At 72.2% G+C, this 22,851-nt stretch carries 24 protein-coding genes and 2 pseudogenes; 15 read left to right on the top strand and 11 right to left on the bottom strand.

All coding sequences use genetic code 11. The annotated features are described in order from the left end of the window. Positions 1–138 precede the first annotated feature (138 nt). Both solA and IO40_RS0116490 read left to right on the top strand, forming a co-directional pair. A complete protein-coding gene (gene solA, locus IO40_RS0116495; protein ID WP_030405387.1) occupies positions 139–1,326 on the top strand; it encodes an N-methyl-L-tryptophan oxidase in 1,188 nt (395 codons plus the stop codon). After that, positions 1,323–2,450 carry an aromatic ring-hydroxylating oxygenase subunit alpha gene (locus IO40_RS0116490; protein ID WP_030405386.1) on the top strand — a complete coding sequence of 376 codons (1,128 nt, stop codon included), beginning with the start codon at positions 1,323–1,325 and terminating at the stop codon, positions 2,448–2,450. Before solA ends, IO40_RS0116490 begins: the two co-directional genes overlap by 4 nt. 141 nt (positions 2,451–2,591) lie before the next feature. Here the strand turns inward: IO40_RS0116490 and IO40_RS0116485 are convergent, their stop codons facing one another. Together IO40_RS0116485 and IO40_RS0116480 are read right to left on the bottom strand one after the other, a co-directional pair. After that, complete coding sequence (locus IO40_RS0116485) at positions 2,592–3,179, bottom strand: GNAT family N-acetyltransferase (protein ID WP_041969067.1); 588 nt, start codon at positions 3,177–3,179, stop codon at positions 2,592–2,594. A gap of 147 nt (positions 3,180–3,326) precedes the next feature. Beyond that, a complete protein-coding gene (locus IO40_RS0116480; protein ID WP_016471032.1) occupies positions 3,327–3,683 on the bottom strand; it encodes a MerR family transcriptional regulator in 357 nt (118 codons plus the stop codon). Positions 3,684–3,750: 67 nt separating this feature from the next. On the opposite strand from IO40_RS0116480, the gene IO40_RS0116475 reads away from it, so the two are divergent. Beyond that, positions 3,751–4,866: an alkene reductase gene (locus tag IO40_RS0116475; protein ID WP_030405385.1), complete on the top strand. Its 1,116-nt coding sequence runs from the start codon at positions 3,751–3,753 to the stop codon at positions 4,864–4,866. A 15-nt stretch (positions 4,867–4,881) separates the two neighbouring features. Here the strand turns inward: IO40_RS0116475 and IO40_RS39440 are convergent, their stop codons facing one another. Next, positions 4,882–5,016: a hypothetical protein gene (locus IO40_RS39440; protein WP_262070661.1), complete on the bottom strand. Its 135-nt coding sequence runs from the start codon at positions 5,014–5,016 to the stop codon at positions 4,882–4,884. Between the two features lie 216 nt (positions 5,017–5,232). Here IO40_RS39440 and IO40_RS0116465 point away from each other — a divergent pair, with 216 nt between their 5' ends. After that, complete coding sequence (locus tag IO40_RS0116465) at positions 5,233–5,925, top strand: HAD family hydrolase (protein ID WP_016471029.1); 693 nt, start codon at positions 5,233–5,235, stop codon at positions 5,923–5,925. Here the strand turns inward: IO40_RS0116465 and IO40_RS0116460 are convergent. Then, the gene (locus tag IO40_RS0116460) at positions 5,918–6,523 is read right to left on the bottom strand and encodes a TetR-like C-terminal domain-containing protein (RefSeq protein WP_016471028.1); all 606 of its coding nucleotides are present in this window, start codon (positions 6,521–6,523) and stop codon (positions 5,918–5,920) included. The two genes, IO40_RS0116465 and IO40_RS0116460, sit on opposite strands and share 8 nt — an antisense overlap. A gap of 206 nt (positions 6,524–6,729) precedes the next feature. On the opposite strand from IO40_RS0116460, the gene IO40_RS33645 reads away from it, so the two are divergent. The 7 genes from IO40_RS33645 (at position 6,730) to IO40_RS39675 (ending at position 12,428) form a co-directional block, all read left to right on the top strand. Further along, complete coding sequence (locus IO40_RS33645; RefSeq protein ID WP_016471027.1) at positions 6,730–7,455, top strand: hypothetical protein; 726 nt, start codon at positions 6,730–6,732, stop codon at positions 7,453–7,455. Positions 7,456–7,497: 42 nt separating this feature from the next. After that, the gene (locus tag IO40_RS0116450) at positions 7,498–7,944 is read left to right on the top strand and encodes a hypothetical protein (protein ID WP_016471026.1); all 447 of its coding nucleotides are present in this window, start codon (positions 7,498–7,500) and stop codon (positions 7,942–7,944) included. A gap of 729 nt (positions 7,945–8,673) precedes the next feature. Continuing rightward, positions 8,674–8,973, top strand: a complete 300-nt coding sequence (locus IO40_RS0116440) for a DUF3311 domain-containing protein (RefSeq protein WP_016471025.1) — start codon at positions 8,674–8,676, stop codon at positions 8,971–8,973. Next, positions 8,970–10,487 (top strand): sodium:solute symporter family protein, encoded by a 1,518-nt coding sequence (locus tag IO40_RS0116435; RefSeq protein WP_031175656.1) that lies wholly within the window; start codon positions 8,970–8,972, stop codon positions 10,485–10,487. The genes IO40_RS0116440 and IO40_RS0116435 overlap by 4 nt, the downstream gene beginning before the upstream one ends. Before the next feature lie 654 nt (positions 10,488–11,141). Continuing rightward, positions 11,142–11,975, top strand: a complete 834-nt coding sequence (locus IO40_RS0116420) for a helix-turn-helix domain-containing protein (protein WP_016471022.1) — start codon at positions 11,142–11,144, stop codon at positions 11,973–11,975. Continuing rightward, positions 11,972–12,172, top strand: a complete 201-nt coding sequence (locus IO40_RS35930) for a DUF397 domain-containing protein (RefSeq protein WP_016471021.1) — start codon at positions 11,972–11,974, stop codon at positions 12,170–12,172. The genes IO40_RS0116420 and IO40_RS35930 overlap by 4 nt, the downstream gene beginning before the upstream one ends. A 142-nt stretch (positions 12,173–12,314) precedes the next feature. After that, a complete protein-coding gene (locus tag IO40_RS39675) occupies positions 12,315–12,428 on the top strand; it encodes a DUF397 domain-containing protein (RefSeq protein WP_324604537.1) in 114 nt (37 codons plus the stop codon). An 18-nt stretch (positions 12,429–12,446) separates the two neighbouring features. On the opposite strand, the gene IO40_RS0116405 is transcribed toward IO40_RS39675, so the two are convergent. The 4 genes from IO40_RS0116405 to IO40_RS0116390 are packed head-to-tail and all read right to left on the bottom strand — an operon-like array spanning position 12,447 to position 16,781. Continuing rightward, complete coding sequence (locus tag IO40_RS0116405; RefSeq protein WP_016471020.1) at positions 12,447–13,328, bottom strand: carbohydrate ABC transporter permease; 882 nt, start codon at positions 13,326–13,328, stop codon at positions 12,447–12,449. After that, on the bottom strand, positions 13,325–14,260 hold the full coding sequence (locus IO40_RS0116400; protein WP_016471019.1) for a carbohydrate ABC transporter permease: 936 nt from the start codon (positions 14,258–14,260) through the stop codon (positions 13,325–13,327). The genes IO40_RS0116405 and IO40_RS0116400 overlap by 4 nt, the downstream gene beginning before the upstream one ends. After that, positions 14,257–15,678: an ABC transporter substrate-binding protein gene (locus IO40_RS0116395; RefSeq protein WP_016471018.1), complete on the bottom strand. Its 1,422-nt coding sequence runs from the start codon at positions 15,676–15,678 to the stop codon at positions 14,257–14,259. The genes IO40_RS0116400 and IO40_RS0116395 overlap by 4 nt, the downstream gene beginning before the upstream one ends. Continuing rightward, on the bottom strand, positions 15,675–16,781 hold the full coding sequence (locus IO40_RS0116390; protein WP_041969070.1) for a PfkB family carbohydrate kinase: 1,107 nt from the start codon (positions 16,779–16,781) through the stop codon (positions 15,675–15,677). Before IO40_RS0116390 ends, IO40_RS0116395 begins: the two co-directional genes overlap by 4 nt. A gap of 142 nt (positions 16,782–16,923) precedes the next feature. On the opposite strand from IO40_RS0116390, the gene IO40_RS0116385 reads away from it, so the two are divergent. Together IO40_RS0116385 and IO40_RS0116380 are read left to right on the top strand one after the other, a co-directional pair. Next, the gene (locus IO40_RS0116385; protein ID WP_031175651.1) at positions 16,924–17,685 is read left to right on the top strand and encodes a DeoR/GlpR family DNA-binding transcription regulator; all 762 of its coding nucleotides are present in this window, start codon (positions 16,924–16,926) and stop codon (positions 17,683–17,685) included. Positions 17,686–17,744: 59 nt separating this feature from the next. Next, positions 17,745–19,085, top strand: coding sequence for a 6-phospho-beta-glucosidase (locus IO40_RS0116380; RefSeq protein ID WP_031175650.1), 1,341 nt, complete (start codon positions 17,745–17,747; stop codon positions 19,083–19,085). Between the two features lie 18 nt (positions 19,086–19,103). Here IO40_RS0116380 and IO40_RS0116375 read toward each other — a convergent pair whose 3' ends face one another. Beyond that, positions 19,104–19,595 carry a DoxX family membrane protein gene (locus IO40_RS0116375; protein WP_030405371.1) on the bottom strand — a complete coding sequence of 164 codons (492 nt, stop codon included), beginning with the start codon at positions 19,593–19,595 and terminating at the stop codon, positions 19,104–19,106. Between the two features lie 164 nt (positions 19,596–19,759). Between IO40_RS0116375 and IO40_RS0116370 the strand changes: the two genes are divergently transcribed. Further along, positions 19,760–20,512 carry an SDR family NAD(P)-dependent oxidoreductase gene (locus IO40_RS0116370; protein ID WP_016471013.1) on the top strand — a complete coding sequence of 251 codons (753 nt, stop codon included), beginning with the start codon at positions 19,760–19,762 and terminating at the stop codon, positions 20,510–20,512. 191 nt (positions 20,513–20,703) lie between these two features. Here the strand turns inward: IO40_RS0116370 and IO40_RS0116365 are convergent, their stop codons facing one another. Next, positions 20,704–21,966 carry an MFS transporter gene (locus IO40_RS0116365; protein ID WP_031175649.1) on the bottom strand — a complete coding sequence of 421 codons (1,263 nt, stop codon included), beginning with the start codon at positions 21,964–21,966 and terminating at the stop codon, positions 20,704–20,706. A gap of 276 nt (positions 21,967–22,242) precedes the next feature. Between IO40_RS0116365 and IO40_RS38825 the strand changes: the two are divergent. Beyond that, positions 22,243–22,491 (top strand): annotated as a pseudogene (locus IO40_RS38825) (type B 50S ribosomal protein L31); the annotation flags it as partial. Between the two features lie 261 nt (positions 22,492–22,752). Here the strand turns inward: IO40_RS38825 and IO40_RS38820 are convergent. Further along, positions 22,753–22,851: pseudogene (locus IO40_RS38820) on the bottom strand (transglycosylase SLT domain-containing protein); the annotation flags it as partial.

Genomic DNA, 22,851 nt, shown 5'->3' with positions numbered 1-22,851 from the left:
CTCCTCCCGCCCCCCCGGGGGTGCGCCGCCGCGTCCTCCGTGCCCTGCCGCCCGTCCCGCCCCCGGCGGCCGGGTGCCTCCGGCACGCCCGGCGCCGGCGGGAGGAGGGCCGGTCGGGGCCGGAGAAGGAGGATTTCCATGAAGACGGCCCACGATGTCATCGTCATCGGTCTCGGCGGCATGGGCAGTGCCACCGCCTGCCATCTGGCGGCCCGCGGCCACCGCGTCCTCGGACTGGAGCGCTTCGGGCCGGCCCACAACCGCGGCTCCAGCCACGGCGGTTCCCGTGTGACCCGCCAGTCCTACTTCGAAGATCCGGCCTACGTCCCCCTGCTGCTGCGCTCGTACGAGCTGTTCGAGAAGCTGGAGCGGGACACGGGCCGGGACATCGTCACCCTGTGCGGCGGTCTGATGCTGGGCCGGCCCGACTCCCGTACGGTCGCCGGCAGCCGGCGCTCGGCCGAGCAGTGGGGGCTGCCGCACGAGATGCTGGACGCCGGTGAGGTGCGGCGCCGCTTCCCGACCTTCACCCCCGCCGACGACGAGGTGGCGCTGTACGAGGGCCGGGCCGGTTTCGTACGGCCCGAGGCAACCGTCACCGCCCATGTGCAGCTGGCCCTCCAGGCCGGCGCCGATCTGCGGTTCGAGGAACCGGTGACGCGCTGGGAGGTGCTGCCGGGCGGCCGGGGGGTGCGTGTGCACACCGCCGACGACGTGTACACGGCCGGGCACCTGGTGGTGTGCCCGGGGGCCTGGGCCCCGCGGCTGCTCGCGGACCTCGGCGTGCGCTTCACCGTCGAGCGGCAGGTCATGTACTGGTTCCAGCCGGAGGGCGGTACCGCCGCGTTCGACCCGCGCCAGCACCCTGTCTATGTGTGGGAGGACACCGGCGGGGTCCAGGTGTACGGCTTCCCGGCCATCGACGGCCCCCAGGACGGCGCGAAGGTGGCGTTCTTCCGCAAGGGCACCGTCTGCGATCCGGAGACCATCGACCGTACCGTCCACGACGACGAGGTGGCGGCGATGGCCGCACAGTTGCGGCCCCGCATCCCCGCGCTGCCCGGCCGGCTGCGCAAGGCCGTCACCTGCATGTACACCACCACGGCTGACGAGCACTTCGTACTGGCCCGGCACCCGGAGCACCCGGAGGCGGTGACGGTGGCCTGCGGGTTCTCCGGGCACGGCTTCAAGTTCGTCCCGGTGGTCGGCGAGATCGCCGCCGACCTGGCGCTGCACGGCACCACGGAACATCCCATCGCCCTGTTCGACCCGCTCAGGAACGAGCTGCGGCAGTCCGCGACCGAGCCCGAGGAGACGACGACATGACGACCGCTGTCGGCAGCCTGCTGGCGACCCTGCCAGGGGACCGCTACACCGATCCCGACAACTTCCGGCGCGAGCAGGAACGCATCTTCGAGACCGAGTGGTTCTGCGCCGTCCGCGCCGCCGACCTCGACGGACCCGGTGCCTTCCGCACCGTGCAGGTGGGCCGGGAGAGCGTGCTGGTGACCCGGAACCGGCGGGGCGAGCTGCGGGCGTTCCTCAACGTGTGCCGGCACCGGGGCGCCCGGCTGTGCACCGAGCAGGCCGGGCAGGTCCGGCGCAGCCTGCAGTGCCCGTACCACGCCTGGACCTACGACCTGGACGGCAGGCTGACCGCCGCCCCCAATCTGACGCGGATGCCGGATGTGGACCGCAGCGCCTTCGGGCTGCACACCGTGCCGCTGCGCGAATGGCTGGGGTACGCGTGGGTGTGCCTGGCCGCCGAGCCGCCGTCGTTCGAGGAGACGGTGATGGCGGACGTCGCCGAACGGCTGGGCGGGGGCGAGGTGATCGGGCACTACGGGATCGAGTCGCTGGCGCTGGGCCGGCGGCACACCTACGACGTGGCGGCGAACTGGAAACTGATCGTCGAGAACTTCATGGAGTGCTATCACTGCGCCACCATCCACCCCGAACTGACCGAGGTACTGCCCGAGTTCGCCGACGGTTTCGCCGCCCAGTACTACGTGGGCCACGGCCCCTCGTTCGCACCCGAGGCGGAGGGCTTCACGGTGGACGGCCGCGCCGGCTTCGCCCGCCTGCCCGGCGTCCCCGACGCACACGACCGCCGCTACTACGCGCTCACCGTCCGCCCGCAGGTCTTCGTCAATCTGGTGCCCGACCATGTGATCTGGCACCGGATGTTCCCGATGGCCGCGGACCGCACGGTGGTCGAGTGCGACTGGCTGTACGCACCGGACGTGGTGGCCTCCGGCGCGGACCTGTCGCCTTCCGTCGAGCTGTTCCACCGCGTCAACGTGCAGGACTTCGACGCCTGCGAGCGCACCCAGCCGGCCATGGCCTCCCGCGCCTACCGGCAGGGCGGTGTCCTGGTGCCCAGCGAGCACCACATCGGGGAGTTCCACACCTGGGTGACCGAACGGCTCGGTGAGGACACGGACCGGTGAGTGGTGGGCGGCCCGGTGCACCGGCGCCGGGCCGCCCACCGGGCCCGCCGGTGTCTCCCGGGAAGCGGCACCTCACCGGTGCAGCGGGATACGGGCGAGCGCGCGGGCCCCCGCATCGCCGCGTGCGGGCCACCGGAGCTGCTATCGGCCGGCGGGGTGGTCGATGACGCGACTCATGAACAGTGCCGTCTCGCCCTCGGACTCGGTTCCGCTGTAGAGGGACGTGTCCAGGCCGCAGAAGGTGAACCCCATCCGCTGGTAGGCGCGGATGGCCGGGGCGTTGATGTTCGTCACTTCCAGCCAGACGTGGCCGGCACCGCGGGACCGGGCCCAGTCGATGGCGTGGTCCATCAGTGCGCGCCCGATCCCCCGGCCCCGGTACGGTCCGGCCACCTCGATGTCGGCGATGGTCAGCCGCCGGTTCCAGGGCTCGTACTCCGTGTCGGCATAGCCGCACACATGATCGCCGTCCAGCGCGACGAACCGCCGCCGGTCCCCCGGCGCCTCTTCGCCCGCGGGCTCGTCGTCGGGGAAGACCTTGTGCACGGGCGCATCCAGCCGCGTGGGCCGAATGCTGAACCCTTCCTCGGAGCGGACCACTTCGAAGACGGTGTCCGAACTGAACTCGCCCTTGATGACAGCGGACCTGTCCCTCTCGCTCTCGGCCACGCGATAGGTGATGGCCCCCACCGCCCCGCGCCCTGCTGGTCCACTGTCGGGTAGCGTCATGCCGCCACCGTACCGGCCCGGTGCACCGCGGCGGACCGCACCGATGCGGGGGCGGCCAGGTCCGGTCCGGGGGCACCCGGATCTGTTCCCGCGCGGCGGTGAACCTGGTGCAGTCGTCGATGTTGCCGCCTCACCATGAGGACTCCGCTAGCGCGCCGCCGCCGCGATGACCTCGTCCAGGACCTCGCGGGTGTACCGCAGGTCCTGGATCGAGCGGTCGATCCGCTGACGTTCCTGCTTGAGCTGCTCGACCAGCCACGGTGTCGCCGTCTCGGCCGGGCCGCCGTCGTGGTCGCGCATGCAGGGGAGGAGGCTCGCGATCTTCTCGCCGCACAGTCCCGCGGCGAACAGCTGCTGGATGAGGATCACGCGGTCGACGGCCGCCTCCGGGTACTCACGGTGTCCCCCGGCCGTGCGCTCGGAGGCGAGCATGTGCTTCTGCTCGTAGTAGCGCAGGGAACGTACGCTCACTCCCGTGCGCCGGGACAGCTCGCCGATCTTCATGCGTCCTCCCGCCCCTCGCCCGTCCGGGGTTGAATCTGACACCGGTGTCAGATTCTACGGTTCCGGCATGACGAACAACACCGCTTCTCCTCTCCTCGCCCCCTACACCTCGGCCGCCCTCGGTCTGCCGAACCGGCTCGTCATGGCGCCCATGACCCGGTTCCGCGCACATGAGGACGGCACGCCGCTCCCGGTGGTCGCCGACTACTACGCGCAGCGCGCGGACGCCGGGCTCATCGTCACCGAGGGCATCTGGCCGCACCGCCGGGGCCAGAGCGGCTGGCGCGTCCCTGGGCTGGAGACCGAGGCACATGTCGCCGGCTGGCGCGCGGTCACCGAGGCCGTCCACGCACGCGGCGGACGGATCTTCGCCCAGCTGATGCACGGCGGGCGGCAGGGCCACCCGCGCTCCCGGCTCCTGGTCGACGTACCGGCCGGGCCGTCGGCCGTGCCGGTCCCGGGGCCCGTGCACGTCAAGGACGGCAAGGCACCGGCGCCCGTGCCCCGCGAGATGACCGTCGAGGACATCCGCACCGCGATCACGGACCATGTGGCCGCCGCGCGCAACGCCCTGCGGGCGGGCTTCGACGGCGTGGAACTCCACGGCGCCAACAGTTACCTGATCCACCAGTTCCTCGCCGACAACACCAACCGCCGCGAGGACGCGTACGGACGCGACAGGACCCGCTTCGCCGTCGAGCTGGTCACCGCGGTCGCCGACGCGATCGGAGCACACCGGCTCGGTCTCAGACTCTCCCCCGGAAACCCGCAGTTCGGCATGGCCGAGGCCGACCCGGGACCCGTCTACCGTGCGCTGGTCGATGCGCTCGATGCGCTCGGCATGGCCTACCTCCACGTGACCGACAACGACACCTACCCGGCTCTCGCGGATCTGCGGCCTCGCTGGAGCGGCACGCTCGTCGCCAACGTCGGCGAGAACCGGGCACCCACCACCCCGCGCCAGGGGGAGCGGGTGCTCACGGAGGGCCTCGCGGACCTGGTCTCCTACGGGCGCGCTTTCCTCGCCCACCCCGACCTGCCCGCGCGCATCGCCGCGGACGACCCGCTCGCCACGCCGATCAGGACGCAGGACCTGTACACCCATGGCGCGCGGGGCTACACCGACTACCCGACCCTCGAAGAAGAGCGCGCGGGGCGGCTCGTCCACGCCGCGGCACGGTGACCGGCTCGCGCAGGATTATCCGTCCTGGCGGGCGCGGACGAAGGAGAGGAAGTCCTCGGTGTGGGGGTCGCCGAGGCTGACGGGGCCGGCCTGGTGGTGTTCGGCCGGGTCGACGGTGATGCGGTCGGCCGCCGCGGCGGCCTCGACCATGGCGTGCGGGCCGGTGCGATGCGAACTGCCTCGCAGCGCGGGGCGTTCGGGACACGTTGATCGGATGTCAGCTTCGGGCGACCCGCACCACTCGTCAAGACGTGCCGCACGGATCGGGGCGCAGCGGCGTCGGGGCCGGCCGGGGTCCGGGAAACATCCGAGGTCCCTCCGGGCCCCGGGCGCGGCGAGCGTGGGGCGGCGTGATGGAGTGGGCGTATGAGCGCTCCCTCCCGCCCCTCCCCCGCACAGGCCCTCGCGGCGGCCCGGCTCGTCGTCTTCGACTGCGACGGGGTGCTCGTCGACACCGAGCGGATCGGCCCCGAGGTGGTGGCCGCGATGGCGACCGAGGCGGGGTGGCCGCTGACCCCCGCGGACGTGCTGGAGAAGTTCCTGGGCACCCCGGAGCCGTATCTGCTCGCCCAGGTGCGCGCGCACGCGACCGTGCCTGTCGGCGACGACTGGCTGGTGGAGTACCGGGCGCGGGTGGCCGCCGCGTTCGACGCCGCCCCGCACACGATGCCGGGCGTGCCCGAGGTGCTGGACGCGCTCGACGCCCGGGGCATCCCCTACTGCGTGGCGTCCAGCGGCAGTCATCCGCGCATCCGGCATTCGCTGGGGGCGACCGGCTTGTGGGACCGGTTCGCCGGGCGGGTGTTCAGCGCGGACGACGTACGGGAGGGCAAGCCGGCGCCGGACCTGTTCCTGCACGCCGCCGCGGAGTGCGGGACGCCACCCGCTCAGTGCCTGGTGGTGGAGGACAGTCCGGCCGGTGTACGGGCCGCGCGCGCCGCCGGTATGCCGGTGGTGGGTTACACCGGCGGCCCCACTCCCGCCGCGTGGCTCTCGGACGCCGACCTCGGCACGGTGGCGGACCTGCGCGCCCTGACGGCCGGGCACTCGCTCACGTGAAGGCGCCGGCCCGGGCGGCGCGGGCGGCGACATCCGCGGTGCGGCGTGCGAAGGCGGGGTCCAGCGGCTGGTGGGTGACCAGGAGCCGGTAGTAGACGGGTGCGCTCACCGCCTCGATCACCTGTGCCGCGTCCGTTCCCGCGGGCACCTCTCCGCGTGCCGCGGCGCGTTCGACGATGACGGCCACGTGCCGGGTGCGGTCCGTGAAGAAGCGGCCCATCACCCGGGAGGCGTCGGGGTGTTCGACGACTGCGGCGATCATGCCGGTCAGCAGGTTGCGGTTCCGGGGCGTGGCGTACAGCGCCAGGATGCCGTCCAGCAGGATGCGCAGATCCTCGCGCAGTTCGCCGGTGTCCGGGACGGTGACCTCCTCCACCACGGAGGCGAACAGGTCCAGGACGACGCCTTGGACGGAGCCCCAGCGGCGGCGGACGGTGGTGGCGTGCACCCCCGCGCGGGCCGCCAGCCGTTCGACGCTGAGGCGCCCGAATTCCCCCGCGCCCAGTTCCGCCAGCGCCGCGTCCAGCACGGCCTGCCGGGTCCGGGCCGTTCTGCCGCCCGGCCGTACCGAACCATGGGCCGGCCGCTGCTGCGCCATGCCACACCCCCACCGACGTCCTCGGTCCGCCGGGCAGGGCCGTGTTCCGGGCCTGCCCGGGCGGCACCGTGGGGCGCCGCGGGTGTCAGTCTCCCGCACCTCGCCGGTGTGCCCGTGTGCTAGTGTCCCCAGCACTTAATGCACCAAGCCATGCATTAAGTTTCTCCGGGACCCGCTCCCCTCCCCGCTCACGAATGAGACACCACATGCGCGCGAAGCTCACCCTCGCCGTCGCGGCGGCGTTCCTCTGCCTCGGTGCGGTCACCGGCTGCGGCCCGGAAGCGGACGGCGACGGCCCCGCGGCGGGCAAGAACGGTTCACAGGCCGCCGAGGACGGCTCGCAGGCCGGGAAGGGCAGCCCCCAGGCGTCTCCCGGCGGGACGGCGCGGAGCGACGGCGGGCAGCAGGGGAACGGCGGCACGACCGAGGGGCTCCCCCACGCCGGGTCGCTGCGCGGCGTGGAGACCTACCTGGGGAAGACGCAGCTGCCGTGCTACGACATGAGCAGCGACCCGGCGGACGACCGGCTGCCCGCCGACGGTTTCGTCGACACCGTCTCCGAGAACGCCTCCGCCGCCGCCAAGAAGGAGGCGGCGGCCTGGAGCATCAAGGAAGAGGGTGTCTGCGGCGAGGACTGGACCAACAGCTACCTGGTGTACATGCCCTCGGACATGCGGGCCTTCCAGCAGCGGTACAAGGAGTACGTCCTCGGCAACGACCGCTCGGGCGGCAGCAGTTCGCTCACCTCCGGACGGTTCCTGATCGGGGAGGACTTCGCCGTGGATCCGGCCGGGAAGATCCGCGACAGCGGTCTGCTGGCGACCGGACTGCTGCTGCTCAACTGCGATCCGGGCCTGAAGGTCCCCAGCGGCCACACCGAGCGGCCTGCCCTGGTCGACGGGTGTGTGCTGACCGACTACGTCGCCGGCTGACCCACCGCACTGCCGGTGGACGCAAGACAAGGAGAGACGAACGTGGACAAGAAGTGGGGTGCCGCCGCACTGCTGCTGACGGCGGCACTGCTGACAGGGTGCGGCTCCTCCGGCGGCGACTCCGCCGAGGACAAGGGCGGCGCGGACTCCGCCAAGGAGGAGAAGCACACCAGCGCCCCGGAGCGCTCCGCCAGCAGCGCCCCCAAGGGCGACGGTCTGGACGGTACCTGGCGTGCGGGCAACAAGGACAGCCCCTTCAAGACGCTGACGATCACCGGCACGAAGGTGAAGACGACCGGCGAACAGAGCTGCCCCGGCGAACTGTCGGGCGCCGACGGCGAGAAGCCGCGCATCGAGCTGCACTGCGCCAAGCCCGTCAACGGCCGGGAGAAGGGCGCCGTGAAGATGAAGCCCGACGGCACCAAGCTGTCCATCAGCTGGGACGGTCCCGATTGGGGCGGTTACATGGACGTATTCGAGCGCTCCTGACCCCGCCGCTCCCCGGTCCGGCCCGGCCTCCCGGGCCGGACCGGTGTCATTCCAGCGCCGCCCGCAGCCGTTCCCTGTCCGCTGCCGGCACAAGCGGCGCGTAGGAGTCGTACAGCCGTACAGAGCCTCCCGTCCCAGCCGGGCGGCACGGGAGGCGTCCGAGGCGCCGAGGGCGTCGAACAGCCCGCCGCCGCACTCGTCTCCCGGCTGTTCAGCCGGTTCGGCCGGGAGCACACCGTCACGGAGGTGGCGCCGGGGCGTCCGAGGGGGAGCGTGGGGCTGTCCATGGTCGACGACCGCCCGGCCGTGAAGATCCCGAGGACCATCTCGTGGTGCGCGGGCTGGTGACCGCCCACACCCGGTGCACGGCACGGCGCCCGGCTTCGGTGCGGTGCCCGGCACGACGGACGGTACGATCCTCACCCGCGACGCCGGTCTGCCCACCGTCGTCCACGGTCCGGGCGGCAAGTGGATCGCCCACCGCAAGGACGAGTACGTCCGGGTGCGGGAGATCGGCGAGTATGCCTTCGTGTACGCGACCGCCGCCCACCACTTCTCACCGGCGGTGCCCTGCCGGAATGGAGGCCGGCGCCTCCATGTTCGTGATGGGCAGTGTGCTGACCGTCGACGGCGGCTGGACCGCCGTGGACGGCCGGTACGACCCGGCCGTCTGACCCCGCCCGCCCGTCCCCCCTCCCCCACCCCCCGCATTCCGAAGGAGCCCCAGCAATGCCGAGTCCGCGTCCCTCACAGGGGGAGGGAAGCCCGCTGGACGGGCTCCCCCGGGTCGGAGCCAGGCGCCCGGCGCTGTGGCTCCTGCTCGTCCCGCCGGCCCTCTACTGCGCGGCGCCCCTCGTGGCCAACCGCATCGAGCCCCGCGTGCTGGGGCTGCCCTTCCTGCTGTTCTGGATCGTGGCCGCCACCGTCGTCAGCCCGCTCGTGATCTGGCTGGTCTCCCGGCTGGACCCGGCGTTCCGCAAGGATGCGGTGGAGCCCCTCCCGGCGGACGACCGGGAGGACGTGCGATGAGCGGCTCGGCCGCGGTGGCGACCACCATCTTCGGCCTGGCGATGGCGGCGACCCTGGCCATCGGGGTGCTCAGCGCGCGGGGCCGGGACAAGGGAATGGCCGAGTGGTCGGTCTCCAGCCGCGGACTGGGGGTGCTGTTCATCTGGCTGCTGATGGCCGGTGAGGCGTACACCAGTTTCTCGTTCCTGGGCACGGCGGGCTGGTCGTACTCCTACGGCGTGCCGATCCTCTACCTCGTCGCCTATCTGACGGTGGGGTACGCGGTGGCGTACGTCGTCGGCCCGGCGCTGTGGACGTACGCCGGGCGCCACGGGCTGCTGTCGATCGCGGACATGGCCGAGCACCGGTTCCGCTCCCGCCCGGTGGGCATCCTGGTGGCGGTGGTGGCGACGGTCTTCCTCGTGCCGTACGTACAGGTCCAGATCCAGGGCATGGGCGTGGTCGTCAACGCCATGACCTACGACAGCGTGGACCTGAACGTCGCCGCCGTCGTCTCGTTCGTGGTCGCGGAGGCGTTCGTCCTGGTGTCGGGGCTGCGCGGCTCGGCATGGGTGAGCGTCCTCAAGGACGTGCTCGTGATCGCCGCGGTGGCGTTCCTGGCCGTGTGGGTGCCCCTGCACTACATGGACGGATACGGCGACTTCATGGAGCGGATGGTGCGGCACCGGCCCGAGTGGCTGACGTTCCCCGGGCACGACTCGGGCGGGCTCAACGGCACCTGGTTCGTCACCACCCTGCTGCTCAACGCGGTGACCATCTCCATCTTCCCCACCACCGTCGCCGGATACCTCAGCGCCAAGAGCCCCAACGCGCTGCGCCGCAACGCGCTGCTGCTGCCCTGGTACCAGCTGCTGCTGTTCATCCCGATGATGGTCGGCGCCGTCGCCCTCTTCGCGCTGCCGGCCCTGGGTAACCCGGACCTGGCGCTGTTCCGGCTGGTGACCGACTCGCTGCCGGCACCCGTCGTCGCCGTGATCGGGGTGGCGGGCGCGCTGTCGGCGATCGTGCCGATGAGCGTCTTCATGCTCGCGATCGGCACCCTGTGCGGGCGCACCCTGCTGGGCGGCGGCAACGGCTCCGACCCGCGCAGCCGGGCCCGCCGTGACAGCGCACCCGGCGGCGCCGACGACGTCCGCGTCAAACGGCGCTCCCAGCTGGTGTGCCTGCTGGCCGGCGTCGTCGCCCTGCTGGGTGCCCTCTTCCACCCCGACACACTGGTGCAGCTGTCCGTGCTCTCCTACGAGGGCCTGGCCCAACTGGTGCCGCTGGCGCTGCTCTCCTTGTTCTGGCGGCGGCTGACCGCGGGCGCCGGGGTCGCGGGCATGCTCACCGGGCTCGCCGTGGTGGTGGGCCTGTGGTGGACGGACAACGACCCCTGGCACGGCGTCAACGGCGGCGTCCTGGGCCTGGCGGCCAACCTGCTGGTGGCCGCCGCGGTCACCTACGGGCGGCCGTCCGCACCCGTGACGGCTCCGTCCCGGCAGAGCCCGTCCCCGAAGCAGGAACCGGCCTGATCCCCGGGAAGGCGCGGGCGTGGACGTGAGAACCGGTCCGCGGACGGGGCGTGCCCTCGTGTCTGCTTCCGCCCCCCCGCATGACGGTCGTCGGCTTGAACTGTCCAGCTCAAGTCCGCCGAGAAACCGGGGGCGCCACGCGACGGAGTTCGCGAGCGTAGCGATAGAGCATGAGCGGGGGCTCATGAGGACCTGTCACGACCCGCAACCGGTAGATGTACGGGGCCGGGCCGGTCACCTGCACGATCTCCCCGGTACGGCCGCTCTTCACGTCCCACGCGGTCTCGCCGACCTCCCACATGTCACACACCCCGCAGGCCCTTCCCCCCGGACCCGGCGTCCGGGTTGTGCCCCAGGTGCAGATGCCGGCCCTGCAATGCCTCCAGATCTGCCGCGCTCCTGTCATCACCCGTCTCCCGGGCCCGACTGATCATCGTCCGGAACCATGCGCAGTCCCGGCACCCGGCGTTCACCGCCCCGCTCACACTCGCTCCCTGATCGGGCATGACCCCTGCCTCTCGCCGCTTGCCATTTGCTTGCTCTGTGTAGCGAGAACAACACAACCGGCGATACTCTCGGGGCACTTGAGCGCGAAGACGCAAGTACACGATGACGTGCGCCCGATCGCTTCAGACACATAAGGGCTGGTCGAAGATGACAAGCAAGCGGAAGCGGGTCCACGACTTGAACCCGGTGATGCCTACCTCGTTCGGGGAAGACGTCAAGCGAGTAAGGCATGCGCGCGGGATGCTGCAAAAGCATCTGGGAGCAGCCACCGGCTACAGCGAGGGGTACGTCAGCAAGGTCGAAAAAGGCACCATCACGCCGTCGATGAAGTTCGCGAAGGGCTGCGACGTCGCGTTCGGCACCGGTGACCTGTTCGCCGAACAGCTGCGGCGGCTCATGGATGTCGACCATCCGGACTGGTTCGCACCCTTCGTGGAGCTGGAGAGAGCGGCATCCGAGATCTGCGACTACAGCACGAACCTCATCTTCGGCGGCGTGCAGACCCGTGAGTACGCACGCGCGGTGCTCCGCTCCGGTCAGCCACTCGACACCCCCGAGCAGACCGCCGCGAAAGTCGATCTGCGGATGGAGCGTCGCAAACTGCACGAGAGCAATCGCCCACCGCTTCTGTGGCTGGTGCTGGACGAAGCGTGCCTGCGGCGCAAGGTCGGCGGCGAAGCGGTGATGCGTGACCAGCTTCGCCACCTGACGGCCGTGGCCGAATACCCGGCTGTCACGCTCCAGGTGTTGCCCTTCGCGTCGGGCGCGCCCCCGGCGGAGTCACCGTTCACGCTGCTGGAATTCCCGGACGACCATCCCCCTGTCCTGTACTCGGAGGGCCAGGGAATCGGCCGTGTGATTGACTCTCCGGAGCACGTACGAACCGGCCAAAACCTGTTTGACCGGCTGCGCGCGGACGCACTGTCGCCGACTCAGTCACTCAACTTGATCCGAAGCGTGATGGGAGAGCGCACCAGATGAGCACGACCAACGGACCTTGGCTCAAGAGCAGCTACAGCGGCGGTCAGGGCGGCAACTGTCTGGAGTGGGCACCCGCTTCGGCGGTGACCGGTGTCGTCCCCGTACGCGACAGCAAGGACCCCGACCGGGCACCGCTCACCTTCTCCGCAGAGGCATGGTCCGTTTTCGTCGCTACCATGAAGCAATCCGCGCGCTGACACACGACCGACGCGCCGTCACCGGCCCGGGCCCGGCTCGATTCGCAATGTGATGGGAGAGCGCACCAGATGAACTCGACCAACAGACCGTGGCTCAGGAGCAGCTACAGCGGCGGTCAGGGAGTGGGCGCCGGCTTCGGCGGTGCCCGGTGTCGTCCCCGTACGCGACAGCAAGGACCCCGAGCGGGCACCGCTCACCTTCTCGACCGCGGCCTGGGCCACATTCGTCGCCGCCGTGAAGCAATCCGCGCACTGACAGGCGGGCCGCCGGCCGTCACTCCTTGGCGGAGCCCGTCAGCATGCCCTGGATGAAGCGGCGTTGCAGCACCAGGTAGACCAGGACGACCGGCAAGGCGATCAATGTGGCGGCAGCCGCCAGCAGCGCCGTGTCCGAGGAGTGCTGGCCCTGGAAGAAGGCGAGGCCCAGCGGAACCGTCCGGTGGGCCTCGTCGCTGACCATCACCAGCGCCAGCAGGAACTCGTTCCAGGTCCACATGAAGACGATGACGGTGAGCGTGGCGAACGCGGGCCGCCCCATCGGGACGAGCACCCGGGTGAGGGTGGCGAATCCCGTGGCCCCGTCGATGCGGGCGGCCTCCAGCAGGGAGCGCGGGACGTTGCGGAAGTAGGTGCGCATCCAGAAGACGCCGAAGGCGAGGGACTGCGCGGTCTGCGGGAGGATCAGTCCCCAGTAGGTGTCGGTGAGGCCCCAGTGGCGCAGGTCGAAGTAGAGCGGGACGACCACCGCTTCCTGCGGCAGGGTCAGCCCGAGGACGAAGAGGTGGAAGAGCACCTGGGAGCCGGGGAACCGCATGGTGCCGAAAGCGTAGGCGGCGAGGGTGGCCAGCACGGTGGTGAGGGCCACCACCGCGGCGGCCACCACGACGGAGCTGAGCAGGTAGCGGCCGAAGTGGCCGCGGGTCCAGGCGTCGGCGAAATTGCGCCAGTTGAGGCCGTCGGGGAGGGAAAAGCCGGTGTCCAGCGAGGTCTGGCTGGACAGCGCCGTGGACAGGATGCCGACGAGTGGGGTGAGCGCGATCAGTGCGAACAGTCCCAGCAGGCCGTAGGTGACGGCGCGGTCGAGGGACGAGGTGGTGCCGGTGCGGGTCCGCGCCGTTCTTGCCGGCTGCCGCGCCGGGGTTTTCGTCGGGCTCATCGGGATCGGCCCTCCACGAGCCGGGTGACGACGAGGGTGAGTGCGAAGATCACCGCGGTCAGGGTGATGCCCATGGCCGACGCCGAGCCGACTTCACCGGTCTCGAAGGCGCGGCGGTAGACCTCGTAGGCGGGTACGGAGGTGGCGTTGCCGGGGCCGCCGCTGGTGGTGATGTAGACGAGGTCGAAGTTGCGCAGCGCGGCCACCACGGTGAGGGTGAGCGCCACGGAGACCTCGGCGCGCAGTCCGGGGAGGGTGACGGTGAAGAACTCCCGTACCGCGCCGGCGCCGTCGATGCGGGCCGCCTCGTACAGTTCGCGGGGGATGCGCTGGGCGCCGGCCAGGAACAGCACCAGACACAGTCCGGTCTCCACCCAGGTGCCGATGACGCCCACGGCGGGCAGGGCGAAGCGGTCGTCGCCGAGCCAGGAGCGGGTCAGCCCGTCGAGGCCGACGGCACCCAGCGCGTCGTTGAGCAGCCCGTCGGGTGCCAGGATGGAGCGCCAGGCGACGCCGACGACGACCATGGCCAGCACCTGCGGCAGGAACAGCACGGTGCGGAAGAAGGTCATGCCGCGGACGCGGAAGCGGGTGAGCGCGGCCGTCAGCAGCAGACCGGCGGCGACCGGCAGGACGGCGTAGAAGAGCAGCAGCACGGCGGCGTGCGCGAACGGTGCCCGTAGTTGCGGATCGGTCAGCAGGTCGCGGTAGTTGTCCCAGCCGGCCCAGGTGGCGCGGGTCAGGCCGTCCCAGTGCAGCAGGGACAGCCAGGCGGTCTGGCCGAGCGGCCACAGCAGGAAGAGCCCGAAGACGGCGAGGGCGGGCAGGATGTACAGATAGCCGACGGCCCGCGGCTCGCCGGGGGCCCGCTTTCGGTAGCGGCCCGCCAGGCGGCGCACCATGCCGCCGCGGTCCGGGGCGGCGGCTCTCATCGGCCGTCCCCGGCGTCCGTGCCCGCCGCGTCCTGCTGTTTTCGGAAGTCGTCGTACTGCTGCTGCATCCGGCCGGCCAGCCGACCGGGGCCGGTGCTGCCGCTGAGGACGCCTTGCAGGTCGGCGGAGAGGCTGTCGTAGAAGCCGGGTGTCGTGTAGTCGAGGTAGGGCACGAGTCCGTCGGCCTCGTTGAGCCGCTGCCAGCCGGTGAACATCCGGCCCACCGCGGTGTCGCGGTCCAGCTTGCGGGCGGCCTTGCCGAACACCACCGGCAGCACGCCTTCCTCGGTCAGCACGTCGCAGGCGTGCGCGCCGGTGAGGAAGTCCAGGTAGGCGGCGGCCACATCGGGGTGGTCGGACTTGGAGGTGATCGACCAGGGCAGGCCCTCGCCGCCGGTGGTCACCAGCGGCCGGCCGGCGGTGGGGGGCGGCGGCATGAAGCCGAGGCTGTCGCCCATGGGTTTGCGCAGATCGGCCAGCTGCCAGGTGCCGGTGATCAGGAAGGCGCCCTTGCCGTCGGCGAACTGTTTGGCCGCGTCGTCGTAGCCCTTGCCGTTGGCGCCCTTGGGCAGATAGCCCTTCTCCGCCCAGGCGGCAAGGGTGCGGGCGGCGGTGCGGGTGGCCTCGTTGTCGAAGCCCGCGCCGCGGCCGAGGACGGTTTCGCGGACCGGCCCGGCGCTGCCCGCCGCCTGGGCCTGGAGGACGCCGAAGGTGTGGATGGCGGGGTACTTGTCGAGGTTGCCGAACTGGACCGGGAGCTGTCCGGCCTTCTTCAGCTTCGGCAGGGCGCCGGTGAACTCGTCCCAGGTGCGGGGCGGCCGGATGCCGGCCTTCTTGAGCACCGACTTGTTGTAGTAGATGCCTATGTACTCCCCCTCCTGGGAGAGGCCGTAGAGCTGCCCGGTGCCGAAGCGGGTGCCGTCGGCGGAGACCCGGTTGAGGTTGAGCAGGGTCTGCGGGAAGCGGGTGTTCCAGCCGTAGAGGCCCGCGTAGCTGTCCAGCGGTGTGAGCATGCCGGCGTGTGCGAAGGCCACCATGTCGGAGTAGCCCTGGTTGGCCTGCACGACATCGGGTGGATTGTCGCCGCTGAGCGCCAGTTTGAGGGTCTTCTTCAGGTCGTTGAAGCTGCGCGCGACCCGTTTGACGGTGACGTTGGGGTACTTGCGCTCGAACTCGGCGTTGAGCCTCTCGATCGCGGCGTTCTGGCCGCCGCGCACCTGCTGGTCCCACACCGTGAGGGTGACCTTGCCCGCCTTCGACGGGTCGGGGACGGCGGTGGCCGCGCCGCCGCCGGGACCGGCCGCGCCGGAGCCGTCGGTGCCGGGCACGCAGGCGGCGGCCAGCAGCAGGGCGCACAGGGCGCCGAGGGTGCCGCCGAACCGGCGCGTTCGTGCGGAGCGGCGGCCGGGCCCGGTCATGAGCGGAACCCGATCGTGGGGGTGGCGCGCAGCAGCGGCCACTCGCCGCGGCCACCGGGCAGCAGGTCGTCCAGGAAGCTGTAGCGGCGCATCACCTCGGGGCTCTGTCCGCCGATCCGCCGTGCGTACTGCCACCAGGCGGCCACCTCGCTCCAGCCGGGTGCCGAGAGCGAGCCGCCGAAGTGCTGGACGGACAGCGCGGCGGTCAGATTGGCGAAGGCCAGCCGGTCGGCGAGCGGCCAGCCGGCGAGGGTGCCGGTGGTGAAACCGGCCATGAACACGTCGCCCGCGCCGGTGGGGTCCAGCGCCTCTACGCGGAGTCCGGGCACATCGGCCTGCTCACCGGTGGTGCCGTCGATGGCGACGGCGCCCTTGGGGCCCTTGGTGACGACGGCGACGGGGACGAGTTCGGCCAGTGCCGCAACGGCCGCCTCGGGGCTGTCGGTGCGGGTGTAGTGCATGGCTTCGGTGGCGTTGGGCAGGAAGGCGTGGCACAGCGAGAGGTCCGCCAGGGTGTCGGGGTCCCAGGCGCCGGTCTCGTCCCAGCCGGTGTCGGCGAAGATCAGGCTGCCCTCGGCGTGTGCCTGCCGTACCCAGTCGCCGACCCGGCCCGGTGCCAGGGAGGTGACGCAGGCGCGGGAGCGGGGGCGGGCGGCGACGCTGACGCACGGCCTGGGTGCCTCGTGGCCGTGGCTGACCATGGTCCGTTCGCCTTCGTAGGCCATGGAGACGGTGACCGGTGAGTGCCAGCCCTTGGCGCGGTGGGAGGGGGTCAGGTCGATGCCTTCGCTGTCGGAGAGGGCGTCCCAGCAGTAGTCGCCGTACATGTCGTCGCCGAAGGCGGCGGCGAGTGCGGTGCGCAGTCCCAGCCGGCGCAGCGCGGTCGCCATGTTGGCGACGCCGCCGGGGCTGGAGCCCATGCCGCGGGCCCAGGTCTCGGTGCCGCGTACGGGGGCGTGGTCGAGGCCGGTGAAGACGATGTCGAGGAAGACCGTCCCGGTCAGGAACACATCGGTCGCGGGGCCGCCGTCGGACCGCAGGGCGGCCAGCGGGTCCAGCGAACTCCCGGTCGGTGCCGGGTGGGCGCTCCCAGTGGTGCTCAAGGCCGCTCGCCCCTCTCAGCTATGGCCAGAAGATGCCTTCTAGGTGACTGGTGTGAGCGTTACCTTGCCCGCTCCGGTCGCCGTCGTGCAAGAGTTCGCTCACAGTCGCGCACAGACGCGCAGAACGGCTAGGGTGCCTGCCATGTTGCGCGAAACCCGGCACGAGAAGCTGCTGCGGATCCTCCGCGAGGAGGGCGTGCTACCGGTCGGCGAGATCGCCCGCCGTCTGGAGGTCAGCGAAGCCACCGCCAGGCGCGACGTCTCCGACCTCGCGGAGGCCGGCCGGCTGCGGCGCGTCTACGGCGGCGCCGTGGACCTGCCCCGCACCGAACCGGCCGAACGGCCCTTCGCCGAGGAGGAGGTGGACGACCTCCCGGCCAAGGACGCCGTCGCCGCGCACGCCGCGCAGCTGGTCGAGGACGGCGAGACGGTGCTGCTCGACATCGGCACCACCACGCTGCGCCTGGCGCGCCGGCTGCGCGGGCGGCGCCTGACGGTCGTCACCTCCAGCCTCGCCGTCTACGAGGAGCTGCGCTCCGACGCGGAGGTGACGCTCGTCCTGCTGGGCGGCGAGGTACGGCGCAACTACCGCTCACTGGTCGGCCGGCTCACCCAGGCCGCACTGCGCGAGGTCTACGCCGACCACGCCTTCCTGGGCACCAGCGGCGTCCTGCCCGACGGCCGCGTCCTGGACACCACCGAGGTGGAGGTGCCCGTCAAACGCGCCATGCTCGGCGCCGCCCGCAAGACGGTGCTGCTGGCCACCCCCCGCAAGTTCCCCGGCACCGGCAGCGCCCGCGTCTGCCAGGCCACCGACATCGACACGCTCATCACGGGCCGGGCCTGCGACCCGGCCGCCCTCGCCGCGTTCCGCGAGGCCGATGTGGAGGTAGTACAGGTATGACGGGTACGACCCGCACGAGCAGGACCCCGGACGGGCCGACGGCGCCCGGCACGGCCGGCATCCGGCTGACCGTGCTCGGCGGCGGCGGCTTCCGCGTCCCGCTCGTCCACCGCGCACTGCTGGACGACGCCGCGGCCGGATCCGCCGGCCGGTGCACCGACCTCGTCCTCCACGACACCGACCCCGGCAGGCTGGCGGCCATCGCCGCCGTCCTCGCCGAGCAGACCGAACGGCACGGCGGCCCCGCGCCCGCCGTGCACACCACCACCGACCTCGACGAGGCGCTGCGCGGCGCCGACTTCGTCTTCAGCGCCATCCGCGTCGGCGGGCTCGCCGGACGGGTCGGCGACGAACGCGTCCCGCTCGCCGAGGGACTGCTGGGCCAGGAGACCGTCGGCGCCGGCGGAATCCTCTACGGGCTGCGCACCGTGCCCGTCGCCACACACATCGCCGAACGCGTCGCCGCCGTCGCCCCCGACGCGTGGGTCATCAACTTCACCAACCCCGCCGGCATGGTCACCGAGGCCATGAGCCGGGTGCTGGGGGACCGCGTGATCGGCATCTGCGACTCGCCCGTCGGACTGTGCCGCCGCGCGGCCCGCGCCGTGGGCGCCGACCCCGACCGCGCCGACTACGACTACGTGGGCCTCAACCACCTCGGCTGGCTGCGCCGCATCGTCGTGGACGGCACCGACCGGCTGCCCGCGCTGCTGGCGGACAGCGCCGCGCTGGAGTCCTTCGAGGAGGGCAAGCTGTTCGGCGCCGACTGGCTGCGCACGCTGGGCGCCCTGCCCAACGAATATCTGCACTACTACTACCACCACCGCGAGGCCCTGGCCGCGATCCGGGAAGCGGACGCCACCCGCGGGGAGTTCCTGGCCCGGCAGCAGGAGGACTTCTACGCGCGGCCGGCCGACGGCACCGCCGCCCGCGGCGCCTTCGAGGCGTGGGAGGCCACCCGCCGCGAGCGGGAGGAGACGTACATGGCCGAGAGCCGGCAGGCGTCCGGCGGCTGGCAGCGCGACAGCTGCGACCTGGAGGGCGGCGGCTACGACCGCGTCGCCCTCGCCCTGATGCGGGCCGTCGCCGTCAACGAACGGACCACGCTGATCCTCAACGTCCGCAACCGGGGCGCCGTACCAGGGCTGGACGCCGACGCGGTGGTCGAGGTGCCGTGCCTCGTCGACGCCGGCGGGGCCCGCCCCCTGGCGACCGGTGCCGTCGCCCCGGACCAGCTCGGCCTCATGCTCCAGCTCAAGGCGGTGGAACGCGCCACCATCGAGGCCGCGACGACCAGGTCCCGCAGCACCGCCCTCCGCGCCCTCGCCCTGCACCCGCTGGTCGACTCGGTGCACGCCGCCGGGCGCGTCCTGGACGGCGCCCGCCCGCCGTTCCCGTGAGCCGGGAGGGCCGCCCCCTCAGCCGGCGGACAAGTGGGCGCCCTTCTTCCCGCTCTTCCCGCAGCGGGAGCCACGGCGCCGGGCGCGGGACCGCCACGCATGGGCCCGTGCCTGGTGCCCGGCGTCGCTGACGACGGAGAGCAGACCGCCCAGTACGGCGCCGTTCTTGGCCAGCTGCGTCCGGTGGGCCGCGCGCTGCGCCGGGTCCTCGTGCTCCCAGAAGGGGTGCCCGGCCAGCGTCGTGGGCACCAGGGAGGCGGCCAGCGCCAGTGCGGCGGTCCGCGGGGCCCGCCCGGCGGTCAGCAGCGCCCCGGCCAGGACCTGCACCGCCGCGTTCACCCGGACCAGCAGCACGTCGTCGTCCGGGAGCGCCGGGAGTCTTTCCCGCAGCCTGGCCAGGAACGGGCCGGCCAGCTCGGCCCGGGGGTCCGGTTCGCTCATCGTCTCCATACCGGCGCTGACGAAGAAGGTGCCGAGCAGGGGGCGCGCGACCAGATGAAGCGGAGTCATACGAGCGTACTTCCACACGATGCCCCCTCCCGTCGCCCCCGGCCGTCCGGCTCACCCGAATGACGGTGCCGGCGGTGCGGGGCACCCGGGCGCGGAGGACCGTGGCCAGGGGCGGCCGGCGGACGGCCGCCCGGCACCGGGGGCCGGAACGGGAGGTCGGGCGCATGAGTGGCGAGTTCGAGGGCAAGGCCGCGCTGGTCACCGGCGCCGCCTCTGGGATCGGCCTGGCCGTCGCCCGGCGGCTGGGACAAGGCGGCGCCGCGGTCGTGGTGGCCGACTACGACGAGGACGGCGCCCAGGTGGCGGCGGGCGAACTGGAGACGGCGGGGGTGCGGGCCGAGCCGCTGGTCGTGGACGTCACCGACCCGGACTCGGTCCGCGAGTCCGTACGGTTCACCACGGAGCGGTTCGGCTCCCTGGACCTGGCCGTCAACAACGCGGGAGTGGGCGGCCCCTCGATGCCCACCGGCGAGTACGAGATCACCGCATGGCAGCGGGTCATCTCCACCAACCTCAGCGGCGTCTTCTACGGGCTGCGCTACCAGCTGCCGGTGATGGCCGCCGCCGGCCGGGGCGCCATCGTCAACATGTCCTCGATCCTGGGCACCAACGGATTCGCCGGCAGCCCCGCCTACGTGGCGGCCAAGCACGGTGTCATCGGCCTGACCAAGACCGCCGCGCTGGAGTACGCCGACAAGGGCGTGCGGATCAACGCGGTGGGCCCCGGCTTCATCGACACCCCGCTGCTGCGGGAGACCGACAACCCGATGCGGGAGAGGCTCATCTCCCTCCACCCGCAGGGCCGCCTCGGCACGGCGGAGGAGGTCGCGGAGGTGACGGCCTTCCTGCTGTCGGACCGCGCCGCCTTCGTGCAGGGCAGCTACCACCTGGTGGACGGCGGGTACGCGGCACAGTGACCCGGCGCCGGTGAGGGGGCTCCTGTCCGTTGCGGAATCCGGGTGCGGGGCGGCGCGATCGTGCGTGGGGCGGCGCGATTGTGTGCGGGGCGGCGCGACTGTGTGGGGCGCCGGTGTCGGCCGCCCGTGTGCGGCGCCGGGCTGTGTTCGATGCCGGTCCGTGTGCGGTGCCGGTCGGGTGGAGGCCGCTGTCAGTCGCCGGGGCCCGCGTGGCGGGTGCGCCACAGATGGGCGCCGGCACCGAGGGCGAGCAGCACGACACAGACGGAGAAGACCAGCCCGGCGCCCCGCAGGCCGAGCCCCGTACTGAGGGCCCCCACCCCGACCACCGGCGCGGAGATGCCCAGATAGGCCACGACGAACAGGGCGGAGATGGTGCCCCCGCGGTGTTCGGCCGGAGCGCGGGCGCTCACCACGGTGAGGGCGGCGCGGAAGGCCAGCCCCTGCCCCAGGCCGCCGGTCACCGCGCCGGTCACCAGCAGCGGCAGCGACTCCAGCAGCAGCGACAACCCCACCTGCACCATCCCGAGCACCAGCCCCAGGCAGCCCAGCGGCAGCGCGATCCCTCCCGGAATGCGGCCCGCCGCCGCCTGCCCGACCGGTGAGGCGCAGAAGACGGAGAAGGCCACGGCACCGGAGGCCGCCAGATTGCCGATGTGCAGCGTGTCGGCCATGAAACCGGGCGAGACGGCGGTGAACAGGCCGAGGATGGCGAACCCGGTGAAGCAGGCCAGCCCCGCGGGCACGAACACCTGCCGGGTCTGCGGCGGGACCTCCATCCCCTGCGGGCGCAGCGGCCCGCGCGGCCGGTGCCGCCGTACGGTCTCCGGCATGGCGAGGGTGAGGACGAAACCGCAGGCCAGCAGCGCCAGATGGGTGACGTAGGGCAGGGTGAGCGGGTCGGGGGCGTACTCGGCGAGGATCCCCGCCAGCAGCGGGCCGCAGCCCAGCCCGCCCATGTTCGCCGCCGTCGCGGCGAAGCCCTTGCTGCCCGCGGGCGCCAGCTCCAGCACGGCCGCGGTCGCCGCCCCGCTGAACAGCCCGGCGGAGAATCCCGACAGCAGCCGCCCGGCGAACAGGAAGGGCAGCCCGCCCTCCAGCAGGAAACAGCCGGCGCTGGCGGCGGACAGGCCCAGCGCCGCGAACAGCACGGGACGGCGGCCCAGCTTGTCGGAGAAGTCGCCCGCGACGAGCAGCGCGACGATGACCCCGACGGCGTAGACGGCGAAGACGATCGTCACCATCAGCTCGCCGAAGCCCAGCTCCTGCCGGTAGAGGCCGTACAGCGGCGTCGGCAGCGTCGTGCCGGCCATGCCGACGGCGAAGACGAAGGCCGCCGCCGCGTACCACAGCACCCCACGCGGACCGTCCGCTCTCTCCCTCGCCGCGCCGTCTCCCCCGCCCGTCACGCGGGGGGACGCGGACCGGCGGTCCTCATCTCCGGCGGGGCTCATCCGGCCAGCAGCGCGCCGGCCGCGGGGTCCGGGCGCGGCTGCCTTGGACCGGTCGGCACGTCCTCGCTCCCGTCGTCGGTCAGGTCACCGGTGCGCATCCCTCACCTCGCTCCCGCAGGGGACACCGCGGTCCCCGCAGGGCACCGCGCCCTCCAGCATCCCGCCGGACGGGCAAAGACGCATGCCGACGGGGGTCCTCTACCGGGCGGGATGCCGTGCCAGGCCCCCGGGCGTAGCCTGGATGGGGCGCCCTGTACGCGGGGGAAGGAGCCACTTGTGAAGTCTGATACGCATCCCGACTACCACGAGGTGGTCTTCCGCGACCAGGCGGCCGGATACGCGTTTCTGACGCGTTCGACGGCCACCAGCGACACCACGATCGAGTGGGACGACGGGAACACCTACCCCGTGGTCGACGTGGAGATCTCCTCCGAGAGCCACCCGTTCTACACCGGAAAGGCGCGAGTCGTGGACTCCGAGGGCCAGATCGCCAAGTTCCGCCGCCGCTACGAGGAGACGGCACGGGGTACGACCCCTGACAATGTGCTGCACTCCGCGCCGGACAGCGAACCGACCCCCGAGGACGTCGTCCTCGCCTCCGGCCGGGACCTGAACGAGGAGAACCTCCAGTGGGCCCGGGAACGCATCGCGGCTGAGGGCAGAGCCGCACTGGACCGGCAACTGCCCTGAGCCGGCACCGACGTGACGAAGCGGGTGGGAGGGTCCTCCTCCCACCCGCTTCGGGTGTTCGCATGCGCGGTGCTGTGGTGTCGGTGCCTGTTCCGGTCAGTAGGCGGAGTCGACGTTGTCCATGGTGCCGTAGCGGTCGGCGGCGTAGTTGCAGGCCGCGACGATGTTGGCCACCGGGTCGGTGAGCTTATCGGC

The organism is Streptomyces albus subsp. albus, from assembly GCF_000725885.1.
Taxonomy (GTDB): domain Bacteria; phylum Actinomycetota; class Actinomycetes; order Streptomycetales; family Streptomycetaceae; genus Streptomyces; species Streptomyces albus.
Note: the sequence above shows the minus strand (reverse complement) of the source record. Positions and strands in the feature narration are given on the sequence as shown.